This is a genomic window from Cytobacillus sp. BC1816, from assembly GCF_051353635.1.
In the GTDB taxonomy this organism is placed as follows: Bacteria; Bacillota; Bacilli; order Bacillales; family Cytobacillaceae; genus Cytobacillus; species Cytobacillus oceanisediminis_C.
Genome location: NZ_CP195611.1, coordinates 4,762,487 through 4,779,621, shown reverse-complemented (window position 1 = coordinate 4,779,621; position 17,135 = coordinate 4,762,487). Strand labels below are relative to the sequence as shown.

At 41.3% G+C, this 17,135-nt stretch carries 14 protein-coding genes, 1 pseudogene and 1 riboswitch; of the genes and pseudogenes, 11 read left to right on the top strand and 4 right to left on the bottom strand.

The window, feature by feature from the left end:
* Positions 1 to 46 precede the first annotated feature (46 nt).
* The 3 genes from ACR42H_RS24270 to ACR42H_RS24260 form a co-directional block, all read right to left on the bottom strand.
* Positions 47 to 3,088, bottom strand: coding sequence for an SH3 domain-containing protein (locus ACR42H_RS24270; RefSeq protein WP_436373692.1), 3,042 nt, complete (start codon positions 3,086 to 3,088; stop codon positions 47 to 49).
* 152 nt (positions 3,089 to 3,240) lie between these two features.
* The gene (locus ACR42H_RS24265) at positions 3,241 to 4,380 is read right to left on the bottom strand and encodes an LCP family glycopolymer transferase (protein WP_436373690.1); all 1,140 of its coding nucleotides are present in this window, start codon (positions 4,378 to 4,380) and stop codon (positions 3,241 to 3,243) included.
* Between the two features lie 77 nt (positions 4,381 to 4,457).
* Positions 4,458 to 5,090: a YigZ family protein gene (locus ACR42H_RS24260; RefSeq protein WP_436373688.1), complete on the bottom strand. Its 633-nt coding sequence runs from the start codon at positions 5,088 to 5,090 to the stop codon at positions 4,458 to 4,460.
* A gap of 410 nt (positions 5,091 to 5,500) precedes the next feature.
* Between ACR42H_RS24260 and ACR42H_RS24255 the strand changes: the two genes are divergently transcribed.
* Positions 5,501 to 6,640 (top strand): sensor histidine kinase, encoded by a 1,140-nt coding sequence (locus ACR42H_RS24255; protein ID WP_113883827.1) that lies wholly within the window; start codon positions 5,501 to 5,503, stop codon positions 6,638 to 6,640.
* Positions 6,641 to 6,696: 56 nt separating this feature from the next.
* Positions 6,697 to 7,377, top strand: coding sequence for a response regulator (locus ACR42H_RS24250; RefSeq protein WP_019380801.1), 681 nt, complete (start codon positions 6,697 to 6,699; stop codon positions 7,375 to 7,377).
* Between the two features lie 246 nt (positions 7,378 to 7,623).
* On the opposite strand, the gene ACR42H_RS24245 is transcribed toward ACR42H_RS24250, so the two are convergent.
* On the bottom strand, positions 7,624 to 7,902 hold the full coding sequence (locus tag ACR42H_RS24245) for a hypothetical protein (protein ID WP_436373685.1): 279 nt from the start codon (positions 7,900 to 7,902) through the stop codon (positions 7,624 to 7,626).
* 216 nt (positions 7,903 to 8,118) lie between these two features.
* Between ACR42H_RS24245 and ACR42H_RS24240 the strand changes: the two genes are divergently transcribed.
* The 9 genes and pseudogenes from ACR42H_RS24240 to flgK all read left to right on the top strand — a co-directional run bounded on the left by ACR42H_RS24240 (position 8,119) and on the right by flgK (position 17,130).
* Entirely contained in the window at positions 8,119 to 8,958 is an 840-nt protein-coding gene (locus ACR42H_RS24240) for a DegV family protein (RefSeq protein ID WP_436373683.1), read from the top strand.
* 224 nt (positions 8,959 to 9,182) lie between these two features.
* Complete coding sequence (locus tag ACR42H_RS24235) at positions 9,183 to 10,652, top strand: DEAD/DEAH box helicase (RefSeq protein WP_436377065.1); 1,470 nt, start codon at positions 9,183 to 9,185, stop codon at positions 10,650 to 10,652.
* A 25-nt stretch (positions 10,653 to 10,677) separates the two neighbouring features.
* Positions 10,678 to 10,791 (top strand): annotated as a pseudogene (locus ACR42H_RS24230) (ComF family protein); the annotation flags it as partial.
* 90 nt (positions 10,792 to 10,881) lie between these two features.
* Positions 10,882 to 11,346, top strand: a complete 465-nt coding sequence (locus ACR42H_RS24225; RefSeq protein WP_436377063.1) for a ComF family protein — start codon at positions 10,882 to 10,884, stop codon at positions 11,344 to 11,346.
* Positions 11,347 to 11,420: 74 nt separating this feature from the next.
* Positions 11,421 to 11,507, top strand: a riboswitch (cyclic di-GMP riboswitch).
* A gap of 49 nt (positions 11,508 to 11,556) precedes the next feature.
* On the top strand, positions 11,557 to 14,142 hold the full coding sequence (locus ACR42H_RS24220) for an EAL domain-containing protein (protein WP_436373681.1): 2,586 nt from the start codon (positions 11,557 to 11,559) through the stop codon (positions 14,140 to 14,142).
* 70 nt (positions 14,143 to 14,212) lie between these two features.
* The gene (locus tag ACR42H_RS24215; protein ID WP_436373679.1) at positions 14,213 to 14,644 is read left to right on the top strand and encodes a TIGR03826 family flagellar region protein; all 432 of its coding nucleotides are present in this window, start codon (positions 14,213 to 14,215) and stop codon (positions 14,642 to 14,644) included.
* A gap of 143 nt (positions 14,645 to 14,787) precedes the next feature.
* A complete protein-coding gene (gene flgM, locus ACR42H_RS24210) occupies positions 14,788 to 15,054 on the top strand; it encodes a flagellar biosynthesis anti-sigma factor FlgM (RefSeq protein ID WP_258746939.1) in 267 nt (88 codons plus the stop codon).
* Positions 15,055 to 15,069: 15 nt separating this feature from the next.
* Positions 15,070 to 15,549, top strand: a complete 480-nt coding sequence (locus ACR42H_RS24205) for a flagellar protein FlgN (protein ID WP_436373677.1) — start codon at positions 15,070 to 15,072, stop codon at positions 15,547 to 15,549.
* An 18-nt stretch (positions 15,550 to 15,567) separates the two neighbouring features.
* Positions 15,568 to 17,130 carry a flagellar hook-associated protein FlgK gene (gene flgK, locus ACR42H_RS24200; RefSeq protein WP_436373675.1) on the top strand — a complete coding sequence of 521 codons (1,563 nt, stop codon included), beginning with the start codon at positions 15,568 to 15,570 and terminating at the stop codon, positions 17,128 to 17,130.
* The last annotated feature ends 5 nt before the right edge of the window (positions 17,131 to 17,135 follow it).

Genomic DNA, 17,135 nt, shown 5'->3' with positions numbered 1-17,135 from the left:
AAAGTTGCTTTGGGCAAATAACCCAAAGCATTCTATAATCCTCTGATTAAAAATTGCTGTAATAATCTTGAAAACCTTTTCTGATTCCCTCTGCCGCTTTTTGGCGGAATGCTGTTGAACGCAGGAGGTTTTCTTCATTTGGGTTCGAAATGAATGCCAATTCCACAAGTATACTAGGAAGTTGGTTCATTCTATTAACATAAAATTCTTGTTCTTTCACACCGCGATTATAAGTACCCAGAGAAGAAACCATATACTTGTGTACGGAATCTGCCAATTCTTCACTCTTTGGTCCATTAAAGTTTACTGTAGAATTGAAGAATGTTGTTGATCCTCTGGAAGTGCTGGAGAAGGAGTCTGCATGAATGCTAATAAATGCATCATAATTGCTTGAATTTGCGATAGCTGTTCTTTCTGCAAGCTCCAGGAAAATATCAGTGCTGCGAGTCAGATTTACGATTGCACCGGATCTTTCAAGTTCTGTTTTCAGCAGTAAGGCAGTGGCCAGATTAACATCCTTTTCCAATAATCCCGTTGGGCCAATTGCGCCTGTATCTTTACCGCCGTGACCCGCATCAATGACAATTTTCTTGCCTAATAAACCGGTAGGCATAACTTTTATTGAAACCTTATCGCTATAATCTCGAATGGTAAATGTATAACCAGGCTCGAAGGTCAGGATAACTGATTTTTGTGTAGATGTAGATTGAACTGTTTCTACCGATTTAATGCCTCTTACCTTGAAACTTGGCAGGTCAGCATCCGTAATTCCTTGGGTAAGCTTTAATCGATTCGCTGATAATGTTGTATAGGTAAAATCAAAATCCGTTGGTTTTTTCCATACCAGGTAGCTTGCTGTACCTTCAGTGTAAGTAGAAGGGGAGGAAAGGCGTTTTAAGGATACAGGAGAAGTTTGGGATTCCAGCACCCAGCCGCGCAGTCCAGTATTTGTTTCGACATTTAGCCACCCATTCAACTTGTTTAGGATAAGCAAAGGCTCATCTGCTTTTAAGGAAGCTGTAATCTGATAAGAACTGGATGCTCCTCTTCTTAAGGCTGCGTTATTTAATGCATATACATATTTTAATTCGGCTGTGGAAGCAACCAGGTCTTTAAAAGGAACCCAGCCGATATTCCCTGATGAAGTGCTCACTCTCGCCCAAGTTTCCATAGATTGGTTTATAAATCCGCTCAATACAGTGACTTTACTAGTAATGTTTAATTTTTCTACCACTCTATAATCATAGGTAGCACCTGAATGGAGATTGGTGTTACGGTTACCGACATAATAAGTGCCTGTTAAAGATATTGCCCCTGGTTCTGGCTTCTTGAACGCACTGCTGTCTACCCAGCCCAGCAAATGGCCAAGATCTGCCCTATACCAGAGTTCACCCTTAGAGTTTGTGAATTCATCAATAATCTTCACTTGCTGGAGCTTCTCAAGTGAAGCAACTGTTTGATAACTCAAATCCGCGCCTCGGCGAACAACTGCATGATCTACTTGGACTGTTTTGATGGTATATTCAGGAGCATTAAAGGCAGCGCTGTTGACCCAGCCAATAATATAGCCAAGATCGGCCCGATACCATAGTTCGCCTTTAGAATTCTTGTGTTCCCCGATGATTTTCACTTCTTGGTTTTTATCCAAAGTAGCGACAGTGGTATACTCGGCAGAAGCACCTCTGCGGACGGCAGAATTGTCAATCTGAACGACTTTAGTTGTGACGGCATAGATAAAAGCGGAACTGTTGACCCAGCCGATAATATAGCCAAGATCCACCTGGTACCAAAGTTCCCCTTTGGAATTCTTGTGTTCCCCGATGATCTTTACTTCCTGGTTTTTATCCAGAGTGGCAACAGTCGTATATTCCGCAGAAGCTCCCCGTCGAACATTGGATTTATCAATCTGGACAACTTTGGTTGTAACCGGATAAGCAGGGGCTTCAAATATGGAACTGTTGACCCAGCCGATAATATAGCCAAGATCCACCCGGTACCAAAGCTCGCCTTTGGAATTCTTGTGTTCCCCGATGATCTTTACTTCCTGGTTTTTATCCAGAGTGGCGACAGTGGTATACTCGGTAGAAGCACCTCTGCGGACGGCGGAATTATCAATCTGAACAACTTTGGTTGTAACCGGATAGGCAGGGGCTTCAAAAGCGGAACTGTTGACCCAGCCGATAATATAGCCAAGATCCACCCGGTACCAAAGCTCGCCTTTGGAATTCTTGTGTTCCCCGATGATTTTTACTTCCTGGTCTTTATCCAGTGTGGCGACAGTTGTATATTCCGTAGAAGCTCCTCGTCGTACATTGGAATTGTCAATCTGGACAACTTTGGTCGTAACCTGATAGGCGGGGGCTTCAAAAGCGGAACTGTTGACCCAGCCGATAATATAGTCAAGATCAACCCGGTACCATAATTCACCTTTGGAATTCTCATGTTCGCCGATAATTTTTACTTCTTGTCCTTTGTTCAGAGAGGCTACAGCCAAATACTCTGATGAGGCTCCTCTGCGTACTGATGCGCTGTCCACCTGAACAGCCTTTTTTAAAATGGAAGGTTCGGAGGCTGATGGCGCTCCCTGATTGGAATCTGCTTCCAAATATGCTCCTATTGTCCATCCCTGTTGGCCATTAAAGGAAATTCTATACCAAAGCTCTCCCTGGCTGTTTTCATGCTGATCGATTACTTTTACTTTCTGACCAAGTGTTAGCTTGCCAATTACTTCATAAGAGGTTGATGCTCCTCTTCTAACATTTACATTCGAACCAGTTGAAACTGCATCTTGGCCAACAAGAGAAGCGTTTGCCTCTTGGAACCCTGTAGAGAGTCCCCACCCTGAAATGCCATCACTTTCAACCTTGTACCAAAGTTCTCCTGATGAATTTGTATATTCATCAACTACTAATACGCTTTCTCCATCAGGCAAGGTAGTTACAACCTGATCATCAGGCGTTGTTCCTTTTCTGATTTCAACAGCAGAATCCGTTGTCATACTGGCAGGATATGTTGTTTCTTCTGCGTATGTAAAGTTGGGAAGCAACGCTGCAGTAGCCAAAACAGAAGAAGCAATAATTTTCTTCACGGTAACCCTCCATTTTAATAGTTTTTTCGACCTATGTCATATTCTATCAAAAAATGTCAAATGTTCCAATCTATGATTTCAGTAGAAATACAGGAAATATATAACAAAAAGGAAGCTCTCCATTTGGAAAGCTTCCGAAAAAATAGATATTATCAATAATTTGAATCAGAATTATAGTCTGTATCAGTATCAATTTCAGATTGATACTCAGAATTTTCCTCAGAATCATATTCTGTTCCCGATTCATTAGAATCATATCCGGATTCAGAGTTTGAATCATATTCTGAATTAGAGTCTGACCCAAATTCAGAGTCTGATATTGATGTGCCTTCTGAAATGGCCAGTGCAGTTTCTAAGGTGCTATTAATCTCAAATAGTGATTCTTCATCAGGGATATAATAATATACACCGTCAATATATTCATCCGTACCATTTAGACTAAGGTTCTGGATTTTAGTGTCTTTAATTTTAGAATATAATTTTACAAAACTTGCAAATTTGGATGGCGGAATATTTGTTTTTACATTTTTTCCTAAATCATCCATTACATCATCAATTTTTGTAATGGAAGAGAAGGAAGTGCCTTTATCAATGATCGCTTTTATGACTTGCTGCTGGCGTTCATTTCTTCCATGGTCTCCGCGTGGATCAGCTTTCCTCATTCTTACATAAGCAAGGGCTTCATTTCCATTTAGGTTCATTTTACCTTCATAATAAGTCTTCCATTTTAAGCTGCCTGTCAGCTGGGCGTCGAAGGTAAATGGTACATCGACGGATACACCGTCAAATGTATCGACAATATCCTCAAAACCTTCAAAGTTAGTGGTTATATAATAATCAATTGGAATATCAATCATATTATTGATTGTTGCAATGGTTGTCTCAATACCGCCGGCGCCATAGGAATGATTTAATTTTGTCTTATAGCCGAGTTCTTTTATATATGTTCTTGTGTCACGGGGAATGCTCAGCAGGAAAACTTCTTCTGTTTTTGGATTGACTGTTGCCAGCATCATTACATCTGAACGTTCTCCGCCTTCTTGGTCTTCTATTCCAACAACAAGAACCGTGAAAGGATCCTTGGTAATTTCGACTTCCTCTGTTCTGTGATTCGGAATTTTACTTCTATCCAATTCCTGAAAAATTTTACTGGACGCACCTTTAGCATGAGAATAAAGGTTGTAGGCGAAGTATGTTCCGCCGCCAATAACCATAATAAGTGTGAACAGCAGGAGTACTCGCCAAATTCTGAGCTTTTTCTTCTTCCGCCTGACAATTCTAGTACCAGACATATATTATCCCTACTTTATTTAAAAATTTATCGTTAGCAATAGTTAATTTTATCGAATTTTCACGATATAGTAAACGACTAAATCTGCGTTTCTAAGTATAGTTTATTTCCAGCGATTGTTTGGCTTTGGCCATTCGTTAATTCCGTCATCCAACTGGTGAAAGAGTCAATGTGCTCGTCCTTAACATAAGTTTCTATCTCAACTGATTCAAGGTAGTGGATTTCCTTAATTGGATATAGGGAGGACCGGAGTTCGTTCTCTATTTTTCCAAGCCAGGTATAGTCTATTTTTGTATGCATAATCGTTACAAGTTCTCTTTCGACAATCCCGGTTGTCTGCAATCCTTCCGAAGTTGCTTTCCCATAGGCGCGAATTAGGCCGCCTGCCCCCAGTTTTATACCGCCAAAGTATCGGGTTACGACTACAACGGAATCCTTTAGCTTTTTTTTCTTCAAGACCTCCAATATTGGTACGCCAGCCGTTCCGCTCGGCTCTCCATCATCATTCGCCTTTTGGATTTGATCATTTTCCCCTATTAAATAGGCAGAACAATTATGTGTTGCATTATAATGTTTTTTCTTTATAGATAGGATGAATTCCTGTGCTTCCTCTTCTGATTTTGCTCGGGATACATGTGCAATAAATCGGGATTTATCTATTATTATTTCATTCTCTCCATATCCCTTTACTGTATAGTAATAGGGCAGCATGTAAACCGCTCCTTCCTGTCTCTCTTCAAATTTATAAATTGACCTATTTCATTATAAATCGACAAAGTTTGAAACACATAATTTTCAACAGAATGTAATAAAACTTTAATATAGAACATTTTTTCCCATGTTATAATGAAAACAATTCTGATGTTTATGCTGCTATAATAAAAAATGTGCCGATTTTAATCTTTAAGTGGTATAAATATACATATTAGTTTGCCTGGTAGTCATGTTTACCCTGCTTTTATATAGGATATAAGACACAGGGTAAAATCACAAGTCTAAGCCTTTTTACCGAATTTTAGGTAACCTGGTATAATTTTCAGGATGGAACGATAGTATCTTAGCTCATTTAGCGCTAAAATAAAGGTACATAGCGGAAGGGTTACGCCCTTGGAGGAGTGTAAATGAGTATTAAGAAATTCGATTCCAAGACTCTGGATCTTATTCTTGAAAAAATGGTTCAAACAGTAGGCACCAGTAAAGATGAAATTTTCCGTATAGGTGAACAATGCCGTAAAGACCATAAGACTTTAACCGAAGAACTTATGGAAGTTAAACAAATGGTCCTTAAGGTAATTGAAGAAGGGGATAAGCTGGAGGTGCAAACCCGGTTTGCAAGAAAGCGCCTTTCTGAAGTAAGCATGCATTTTAAGGATTATTCAGAGTCTGAAGTGCGTGAAGCATATGAGAAGGCCCATCAGCTTCAAATGGATTTATCCATGAACCGCCAGCTAGAAAAGCAGCTGAGGGATCGCCGTGATGATATTGAAAGAAGGCTTATAGGTGTTAACGACACGATTGATAGAGCTGAAGTCCTCATTTCACAAATTACGGTCGTGATGAATTATCTGACAAGTGACTTGAAACAAATGGGAGAAATCATTGAAGACGCGAAGCTTAAACAGGATTTTGGTCTGAAGATCATCGAAGCACAGGAAGAAGAGCGGAAAAGAGTGTCCCGTGAGATTCATGACGGACCGGCCCAGATGATGGCGAATGTCATGATGAGGTCCGATTTAATTGAACGGGTATACAAAGAGCGCGGTGCTGATGAAGCCATTACTGAAATAAAAGACCTGAAAAAAATGGTCCGCAATGCTTTATATGAAGTCCGCAGGATTATTTATGACTTGCGTCCAATGGCTCTTGATGATTTGGGGTTAATACCTACCCTCAAAAAATACTTAACAACCATCGAAGAGTATCACAGGAGTACCAGGATATATTTCGCGAATGTTGGCGAAGAAAAGCGATTGCCGCCACAATATGAAGTCGCATTGTTCCGTTTGATTCAGGAGTCTGTGACAAATGCTCTCAAGCATGCGCAAGCTAAAGAAATCCATGTGAAAATAGAAATAAACTGCACCAGAGTAGCAGTAGTCGTCAAAGACGATGGGAAAGGCTTCAATATTCGCGAGAAGCGTCCGGGATCTTTTGGGATTATGGGAATGGGCGAAAGGCTTGAACTTTTGGATGGCCAGATGTCCATAGATTCTAAACCAGGCAAAGGAACCATTGTCATTATCCAGGTGCCATTGAAATAAGAAACACCTTAAGAATAGAGATAGAAAACTAACTGGAGATTTGGGAGGCGAAGCATTTGAATACAAAGATCGTCATAATTGATGACCATCAATTATTCAGAGAAGGGGTAAAACGCATTTTAGATTTCGAAAAGAGCTTTAATGTAGTGGCAGAAGGCGATGATGGCAGTGAAGCCATGGGTCTCGTGGAAGAGTATGATCCAGATGTAATCATCATGGACATCAATATGCCGAACACAAATGGTGTGGAAGCGACCCGCCAGCTGATTAATAAATATCCAGAATCCAAGGTAATCATTCTTTCCATCCATGATGATGAGAATTATGTAACGCACGCACTTAAGACAGGTGCAAGCGGATACCTTTTAAAAGAAATGGATGCAGATGCATTAGTCGAGGCTGTAAAGGTTGTTGCTGATGGAGGATCTTACTTACATCCGAAGGTGACACACAACCTGGTAAATGAGTACCGCAGACTTGCAGCAGAAGGTACAGGGACCACATCTTATTCACAGGTGGAAATCCGCCGTCCTCTGCACTTGCTGACACGCCGTGAATGCGAAGTGCTTCAGCTCCTTGCAGATGGCAAAAGCAACCGCGGAATTGGGGAAGCTTTATACATAAGTGAAAAAACAGTAAAGAACCATGTGAGCAATATCCTGCAAAAAATGAATGTAAATGACCGTACTCAGGCAGTCGTTGTAGCGATCAAAAATGGCTGGGTAGAGGTACGGTAATTTATTAAGAGAAAAAGTCCTTTTTTATAGGGGCTTTTTTTTATATTTTTACCTGTTCTTAACAAGCTTTTAAATTTCCTCATTACTTGCAATATATGGTTTACCTCTATTCTTTATTGTTCAAAAGAAATTTACTTATTTATATTAATGATAACGGAAAGACCAGGTGAATTAAAGGTATTTATACACTTTTTTTGAAATATTAACCAAAAAATAAACACGCAAGAAGTTACCACCTCTGCGTGTTTATTTTATAAGTGCGGCTGCAGCTGTTTGAAAGATAGGTTTTGTATTGGAGGATCTCTTTTTTGCTTGATTCACTAAATAAACAAGCTTCTCGATTTCCTTTGGAGGCAAACTGTCTATGAGCCAGGAAGCAAGTTCAGGCCCGCTAATTGAATGGTCAATATTTGGAACTTTAATGTGTTTATATTTACCCAATTCATTATTAAGCATTTGATGAAGAGTATCTAAGCTGTATTTATTAGATTCGGTAGTATTCGTGGAATAAGTGCTTTTAATCAATGTGTTACAGCTCCTTTACAAAATAAAGACACAAGGAGCATTTTATCATACACATGAGAAGGATTTTAAGGTAAAAAATTACCAAGTCTTAAAAGTAGGCATAATGGGGCATAGGATTATTTACTTCCCAACTTTATAACTTAATGCATTTTCCCCCGTTATCATATAAAATGGAACATACAGTAGAGAAAAAAGATAAGGATGGTACCTCTATTTATGAAAACGGCTGTTGTAACGGATAGTACAGCATACATTCCTAAGGATTTAAGAGAAAAGTTAAATATACATATGATACCGTTGAGTGTTATTTTTGGCAGTGAGACCTATCAGGAAGAAGTAGAAATTACGGCTGCAGACTTTTATGAAGAAGTGAAGCATAAAGATCTTCCGACCACTTCACAGCCGCCGGTGGGCGAGTTTGCCGAGCTGTTTGAGAAATTATCAAAAGAGTATGATGCGGTGATTTCGATTCATTTGTCGAGCGGCATTAGCGGGACGTTCCAGGGGGCAGTTACTGCTGGGAGCATGGTGGAGGATATTCAGGTTTTCCCGTTTGACTCCGAAATCAGCTGTATGGTGCAGGGGTTTTATGTGATTGAAGCCGCTGAACTGGCTGCTGCCGGTAAGAATCCACAGGAAATCGTTGAGCGCCTTCAGGAGATGAAGAAGAGCATTCGGGCTTATTTCATGGTGGATGATTTATCGCATCTTCAGCGCGGGGGACGTTTATCCAGTGCACAGGCACTTATTGGAAGCCTGCTGCAGGTGAAGCCGCTGCTCCATTTTGAGGATAAGAAAATTGTTCCGTTTGAAAAGATTCGCACGCGCAAAAAAGCGATGAAGCGGATGGTCGATCTTTTCTGGGAAGATGTGAAAAGCGGGGAGCCGTACCAGGCGGTTATTATTCATGCCAATCGTGAAGAAGAAGCGCGCGAGTGGAAGGCTGAGCTTGAAGCGGAATATCCGAATGTTGAGTTTATGATCAGTTACTTTGGGCCGGTCATTGGAACCCATCTAGGTGAAGGTGCTATGGGATTTGGCTGGGTGAAGAAGTAAGTTGTGTTTTGGTGCGCCATTCTTGGGATGGCGCAGATTTTTTTGGAAGGGGTGATGCGAATGTAGGGATTTTGCAAATAGTATCAGGGATCTTGCAAAAAGAAGGTTTGATTCTGCAAATAACTGGTCCAAATCTGCAAAAAAATTCGTGAATTTGCAAATAAAACCGCAAAACTTGCAAAGAAATTAGCATTGAGGTGATCCGTTTGAGATTTAATCGAAAAATGACCCCATATTTATATGATTTTCCTCCAGAAAGCCTCCCGATATCATCCATTGACACCATTCCAAAGCCGCCATTGAACGAAAACTATTCATATAACAAAGAACTCCTGCAAATCCTCCACGGAAAACAGCTTCTATTCGAAAACCTTCCGTATTCAATTGAAGAAATCCATCAGCACTTTGAAAATGGCTATATTTCTTACCGAAAAGGAATAACTAAGACCAAAATCAAGACAGTTTGTGCCAGGTGCGGCAATAAAGAGCGTTCACTGTTCGCCAGTTTTTCCTGTGCCCGATGCGGTGAGAAAGAATGTACTTACTGCCGGAAATGCATCATGATGGGGCGGGTTAGTGAGTGCACTCCTCTGATTGGATGGTGCGGTCCTGCTTCTGTCCGGGATTTAATGGAGAAACCCTTGGAATGGGCAGGCACCCTATCACCCGGACAGCAGGTTGCCTCCGACCAGGTAAAGCAGGCTGTAATCGAAAATAAGGAACTCCTAGTCTGGGCTGTCTGCGGAGCAGGAAAAACAGAAGTTCTATTTGAAGGAATCAATGCAGCACTCGCCTTTGGTAAAAGAGTGTGCATTGCCACCCCGAGAACAGACGTTGTACTGGAGCTTGGTCCGCGGTTTAAAGCAGTCTTCCCCGGTATTCAGGTGGCTGTCCTCTACGGCGGCAGTGAAGACCGCCATATCCAAGCTCCCTTAACTATCGCAACCACGCATCAGCTCCTCCGCTTTTACAAAGCATTTGACACCGTAATCCTTGATGAAGTGGATGCCTTTCCTTATACGGCAGACGAAAGCCTTCAGTATGCTGTCCGCCAGTCCCGCAAAGAAACCTCCTCTATGATCTATTTAACTGCAACCCCCAGTCAAAAATGGCAAAATGAATGCCACAGTGGAAAAAGGAATTTTGTCACTATCCCGGCTAGATATCATCGTCATCCATTGCCTGTACCGTCTTTCAAGTGGTGCGGAAATTGGGAGAAATCACTAAAAAATGACAAACTCCCGTCAGCAGTTAGCCATTGGATCAAAAAGAGGCTCGATAACCAGAAGCAGTGCCTGCTCTTCATTCCGAAAATCGATAAATTGGAAAAAGTCCTCACCATCCTTCGTAAAACTTATCCTAAAATCCAAGTTGTCCACGCGGAAGACCCCGATCGAAAAGATAAAGTCCAAATGATGCGCAATAAAGAGATCACGATGCTCATAACAACGACCATTCTGGAAAGAGGAGTTACCTTCCCTAATATTGATGTTGCAGTACTCGGAGCAGAAGACCGCATCTTCACGGAAAGCGCCCTTGTTCAAATCGCCGGCCGGGTCGGCAGAAGCGCTCAATTTCCAAGCGGTGATATTACCTTTTTCCACTACGGCAAAACCGAAAGCATGGTCAAGGCTCAAAAACAAATCATCAAAATGAACTCTGAGGCCAAAAAGAAAGGACTGATCGATTATTAATTGCTTAATTTGTCATGGAGAAATCATGTCAGCAGTCAGCTGGACAACTCTCTGGTCGCGGCCAAAAGAGAATCATTTATGCCAGACCTGCATCGATAAACTTCCATTTATCAAAGGCGATACTTGCAGTAAATGCAGCCGGCCCTTCAGCATCCAAGATCCTCAATTTAGAAAAGCCGATCTATGTACAGATTGTCTAAGGTGGAATCAGAATCCAGGGTGGTCAGGGATGTTTGAGAAAAATATTTCTATCTTTATGTACGATGACTTCATGAAAGAAACAATAGCCCGATATAAGTTTCGTGGTGATTATATTTTTGCGAAGGCTTTCTCCCCTTTTATGAGGAAAAAGCTGAAAACCGTGGAATTCGACTATCTCGTTCCAATACCTCTCAGTCCTCAAAGGCTTTATGAACGAGGCTTTAATCAGTCTGGTGCACTCATCCATGAGACAGGCTTTACCGTGACGGAACTGCTGCAGCGAATTCACTCAGAAAAGCAATCCAAGAAATCCCGGTTTGACCGAATCCATCTTAATCAGGTTTTTCAGCAGCTAAATCTCAATATCGAAAATAGAAAGATCATCGTGATTGATGATATTTATACAACCGGCTCGACCCTATATCATGCAGCGAAAGTTCTGAAAGAAGGGGGTGCTGCATCAGTATCATCGGTCACATTGGCAAGAGGCTAGCGTTTTGTCAAATTTTACAAAGTTATATTTTTGAAATAGATAGTTATTAGGAAAATAATCCTATGTTAAAATATTCTAACCCAGGGCAAATTTTACGAAAGTAAAAGACGCAAAGCTGCGGGCCTAAAGCAGGTTTCTGCCATGGCAGCCGGGCTGCACAGAAGAAGAACTATTTTCGTTTGCCTTTTTTATTGGAAAGGATGTTTTGAAGTGGACGAAATAAACTCACAGGATGGTGAAAACACCACTAAAGATATGGCTGAATATAGCAGTCAGCAAATGGAATTTACTAAAATAAGAAACAATCTGAACCAGGCTCAGAAGATCGCAAATATTGGAAGCCTGGAGTACGATGTTGAAAACGATAAAGGTTTTTGGTCTGATCAGCTGTTTCGGATTTTTGGCCTAAAACCTCAAAATGGCTTTTTTCCAGACTTCAGAATGTATTTAAGTTATCTTCATCCAGACGACCGTCCGGCTTTTGAAGATCGGTTTCAAAAGCTGCTAAACGAAAAGAATAGTGTGGATTTGATATGCCGGATAATCAGGCAGGATGGAGAGGAACGGTATATTCATCATCGTGCGGACTATTTTTCTGAAGAAAGCGGATCACCGAAAATCATTGCAACGATTCAGGATATAACTGAAAAAAGGCGCATGGAAGAAAAGCTCTATGAAAATGAGCGAAAAATAGGACAAATCTATGAAAATCTTGATGTGGGCATTTATTCCGCAGATTTAATAGAAAGAAAGGTAATTCACTTCTCCAGGGGAGTGGAAGGCATTTTCGGGTACACAGCAAGCGAGCTAATTGACAACTTTGATTTATGGGACGAAGTGATCCATCCCGATGACCTGCGAAGTCTGGAAGCCAACCGGGTAAATCTTATACATGGGAAGAGCATTCGCTGCCAATACCGTATTTTCCATAAATCCGGTGAGCTTAGATGGGTGAATGATCATAGTATCCCCTATTTAGATGAAAGAGGTGAACTTATCCGCGTTGATGGATTTGTAACAGACATTACAGAACAAAAATGGCTTGAAAAGAGAATGAGGCGTATGGCATTTTATGATCATTTGACCGATCTGCCGAACCGCCGGTACTTTGATCAGAAACTCCAAACCCTTATTGAAAACGATGAACACCAGAGATTTGCCATCCTGTTTTTTGACTTGCAGCGCTTAAAACAGATTAATGATACATTTGGACACTCATCAGGAGATGAACTTCTTAGGCTTGTTTCACAAAGAATGAAGGAGAAGCTAAATCCAGTCTGTTTTTCTGCAAGAATTTCCGGTGATCAATTTGCAGTTATTATGGAATATATCCAGGAAAAGGAGGATCCTGCACAATTAGCAGATTCAATTAATGAAATTTTCTCTGAACCATTCCACATCGACAGCTTTGAGCTTAATATTACCCCGTCTATAGGCATTAGTTTATATCCGGATAATGGGAGCACAGCTGATGAATTGGTCAGAAATACGGAATCTTCCCTGTATCACGCCAAGCAGAAAGGGAATAATAGATTCCAGGTTTACCATTCTTCCATGGACATTGAATCTTATAAGCTTTTTACCCTTGAACAGGATATGAGAAAAGCCATTCAAAATGATGAGTTTTTTCTTGAATACCAGCCAAGAGTGGATACGAAGAACGGCAAAATAGTAAGTGCCGAAGCTTTATTAAGGTGGAATCATCCGGAATGGGGCAGAGTTTCGCCGCTGGAGTTTATACCAGTGGCAGAGGAAACTGGTTTAATCATAAATATAGGTGAATACGTGATAAGGAAAGTATGCAGCCAGATTTATTCCTGGAAGGAACGAGGTTTATCGATTGTTCCGATATCTGTAAACATCTCTCCGCTGAGCTTCTTGAAAAGCTGTCTTGTTTCCACGATAAAAAAGGCATTAGATGAGAATCACCTTGATGCATCATTCATTGAAATCGAATTGACGGAATCTTCCCTAATCAGCTATTCCGAAAATGTGATTGCAGTGCTTAAAGAGTTGGGAGAAATGGGCGTGAAAATTGCGCTGGATGACTTTGGGACCGGGTATTCCTCCATCACACAGCTAAAGAATTATAAATTTGATGTTTTAAAGATTGATAAAACGTTTATCCAGGCAATGGATAAAAACGCGGAAGATGCAATCATTACAGCCAATCTGATTCAGCTTGCCCATGGGCTGAATATGAAGGTGGTAGCAGAAGGTGTAGAGACCTTTGAACAGTTCTATTCTTTAAGGAAGAATGATTGTGACCAAATACAGGGGTATCTTTTCAGTAAGCCAATTCCGCCTCCGGCCTTTGAGCAGAAACTGTTAATTGGCACCCTGAAGCCGCAAAATATCAAGGAAGACAATGTATTTAAAGGTTTGCGCAAGTATGTTCGAGTCGAATTTCCCTATCCGCTGGAGGCAGAAATGACCATCTTAGAGCTTAACAGCAAGCCTGTCAAAATGGGCAGCGCGAAAATCCTGATTGAAGATATGAGTGCAGGCGGAGTAAAATTTGTTTCAAAGATGAAACTCCCTGTGAGGAAGGATATCATTCTATTAATTGAAACCAAGCTTTTTGGAGAGGTTCTCTCCTTTACCGGAACGATTGTCCGGAAAGACGAAATATCAGATGCTCTGACTAATTATGGATTTCAATTTATTATCGAAGAGGGACCGAGAGCTGAACTAGCGGGGATGCTTGATACTCTGCAGGTACAGCTAGAGCAAAGCCCTTCCGTTCCAGAATCCCGATTCATAGAAACAGCCAGCAGCCATCTGTACTTCGAATAATATTTTTCTATAATTATCTTATTCTTCGAGCTATAATAATTTCATCACAAACTGAGAGAGGAAGAATCATATGGCTGAGTTATCAAACTGCCCGAAATGTGATGCCATTTTTGTCCAAAATCAATTCCGCGATGTCTGTCAGGACTGCTGGAAGGAAGAAGAAAAGGCTTACGAGACGGTTTACCAGTTTATCCGGAAGAGGGAAAACAGGACAGCGAAGATGATGGAGGTTGTTGAGGCGACCGAAGTCGAGGAAGAACTCATCATAAAGTTTATTAAGACCGGCCGTTTGAAGTTAGCTCAATTTCCAAATTTGGGATATCCCTGCGAGAAATGCGGGACAAGCATCCGGGAAGGCAAGCTATGCAGCAGCTGTGCGGGGAATCTGAGGAAAGATCTTCAGCAGTTTACCGCTGAGGAAGAACGAAGAAAAGAAGCAGTCCAAAGAGAAAAACACGGCACTTATTTTGCCGTCAATGAAAAAATCAATAGGCGTTTATAAGCTATGTGACTCATTCACATAGCTTTTTCTATAGGCTTATGGATGTATTTTTTGCCAAACTTAAATTAACATTTAAACATACCGGCATATTAGCCGATAATATACTTAGGTTAAATCGACCGGAAAGAAAGTGAGGGGTACACATGAAAATCAATAATTTTGGTCCTTCAGGCGTGAACCCATACAAACGCCAAATGAATAAGCTTGAAAATGCAGGAAAACCAGCCAGAACGGCATCAGATAAAATTGAAATCAGCTCCACTGCAAAGGAAATGCAGCAGGTATCACAGCTAAGCGAAAATCGTAAAGCCAAAGTAGAAGAGCTTAAAATTCAGGTAGAGAACGGCACCTATAAAATCAATCCAAAAGAAGTTGCGAAAAGCATTGCTAATTTTTATACGAAAAAATAATGAGGAGGGGATGGCATGTCAGCCGAAGTGCTTACGGCAACGATGGAAAAACTGCTAAAGCTTCATAAAAGCCTATATGAACTCGCAGTTAAAAAGACAGACATTATTAAGAACGGTGACATGGACGCCCTGAATCAGATGCTGAAGGATGAGCAGGCTCATATTGCGGCTATCGGCCGATTGGAAAACGAGCGGGAAAAGGCAGCAAATTCGATCGCGCCTATGCTGGTAAGCCCTACAGTATCGGATTGTTTAAATATCCTCACGCAACCTGACCGCCTCAAGCTGGAGGCCATCACGAAGGAGCTTGCGGAGCTGGTATATGAATTGAAAGAGCAGAATTTCCTAAACCAGCAGCTTGTTCATCATTCCCTTCAGTTTGTAAATGTATCTATGAGTCTTTTAAGGCCGCAGCCTGAAACAATGAACTACGGCCCGCCTGCCAAAAAGACTTCAGAAAAAATAAATCCAGGAATTTTCAACTCGAAAGTGTAGCAGAACGGAGGAACAAACATGCGTTCAACTTTCATGGGACTTGAAACAGCCCGCCGCGGCATGTTCACCCAGCAAAGTGCTTTATATACAACCGGACATAATATTTCAAATGCGAATACGCCGGGATACACCAGGCAGCGGATTAATTTCGCACAAACCGAGCCTTACCCAGGAGTTGGCATGAATCGACCGCAGATACCCGGACAAATGGGAACAGGTGTTGAAGCAGGGACAGTCCAGAGAATAAGAGAATCATTTTTAGACCTGCAATATAGAACCGAAAATACAAAAATGGGCTACTATGGAGCCATGAGCGAGTCACTGACTAAGATGGAAGAAATAATGAATGAGCCGTCTGAAAATGGATTGCATAGTACCCTGGAGAAGTTCTGGAACGCCCTTCAGGATCTATCAAGCCACACCGAAAATACCGGTGCCCGGGATGTTGTGGCGGCTACGGGTCAGATGGTTGCGGATACACTGAATTATTATCATAATTCCCTATCACGGGTTCAGGAGGATATTGGGAATCAGGTTGATGTGAAGGTGGATGAAATTAACGCGATCGTTGCGCAGATTGATCATTTGAATAAGCAGATTGCATCTGTTGAGCCGCACGGATACCTCCCTAATGACCTTTATGACGAGCGGGATTTATTAGTAGATAGCCTTTCGCAATTGGTTAATGTGAAAGTGACCAGTGTAGTTCCGAATACATATGGGGATGCCAAACCGATGGCATCGGGCCTTTATAATATCGAGATTGTCCAAAAGGACGGAAAATCCTATATTCCGCCTATTAACCTCATATCCGCAACAAAAGAGAGCGGCATTGTTGGCACAAACAAAGTGGAGCTTGAAAAAAGCGAAGACAGCGGACTCGTAACAGGATTAAAGATTGGATCCACTTCCTTTACGCAATTTGAGACTTTATCAGGTGAACTGACTGGTTTAATTAACAGCTATGGTTATGAAGCAGGTGGTTCCGCTAAGGGTGCTTATCCTGAAATGCTGGAGAAGCTGAATAGAATGACAGCTGCTTTTGCCAAGGAATTCAATGAAATTCATAAGAATGGATATGCTCTTGGGGCAGATAATATATCTGGTCTCGACTTTTTTCAGTTTGATGAGGATAACCCTGCCCAAAGCATTAAAGTAAATCAAGAATTGCTGGATGATTCTTCTAAAATCGCCGCAGCAGCTGAAAAAGGCGGCGCTTCAGGAGATAACCACAATGCCCAGCTATTGGCTGATTTAAGAAAGAAAAGCTTTAGTGACTATACTTCATTATCAGATGATGAAAAATCTAAACTGAACGGAAGCCTTGATTCCTATTATTCAGGAATTATAGGACGATTAGGCGTAGATTCTCAGAGTGCCAAAAAGGACCTGAAAAACTCCCTTGTGCTGGCAGACTCAGTAGATCGGAACAGGCAATCCGTGAGTGCCGTGTCATTAGACGAAGAAATGACCAATATGATTAAATTCCAACATGCATACAACGCTTCAGCAAGAAACATAACTGTGGTTGATGAAATGCTCGACAAAATCATCAACGGAATGGGCGTTGTAGGCAGATAAAGGGT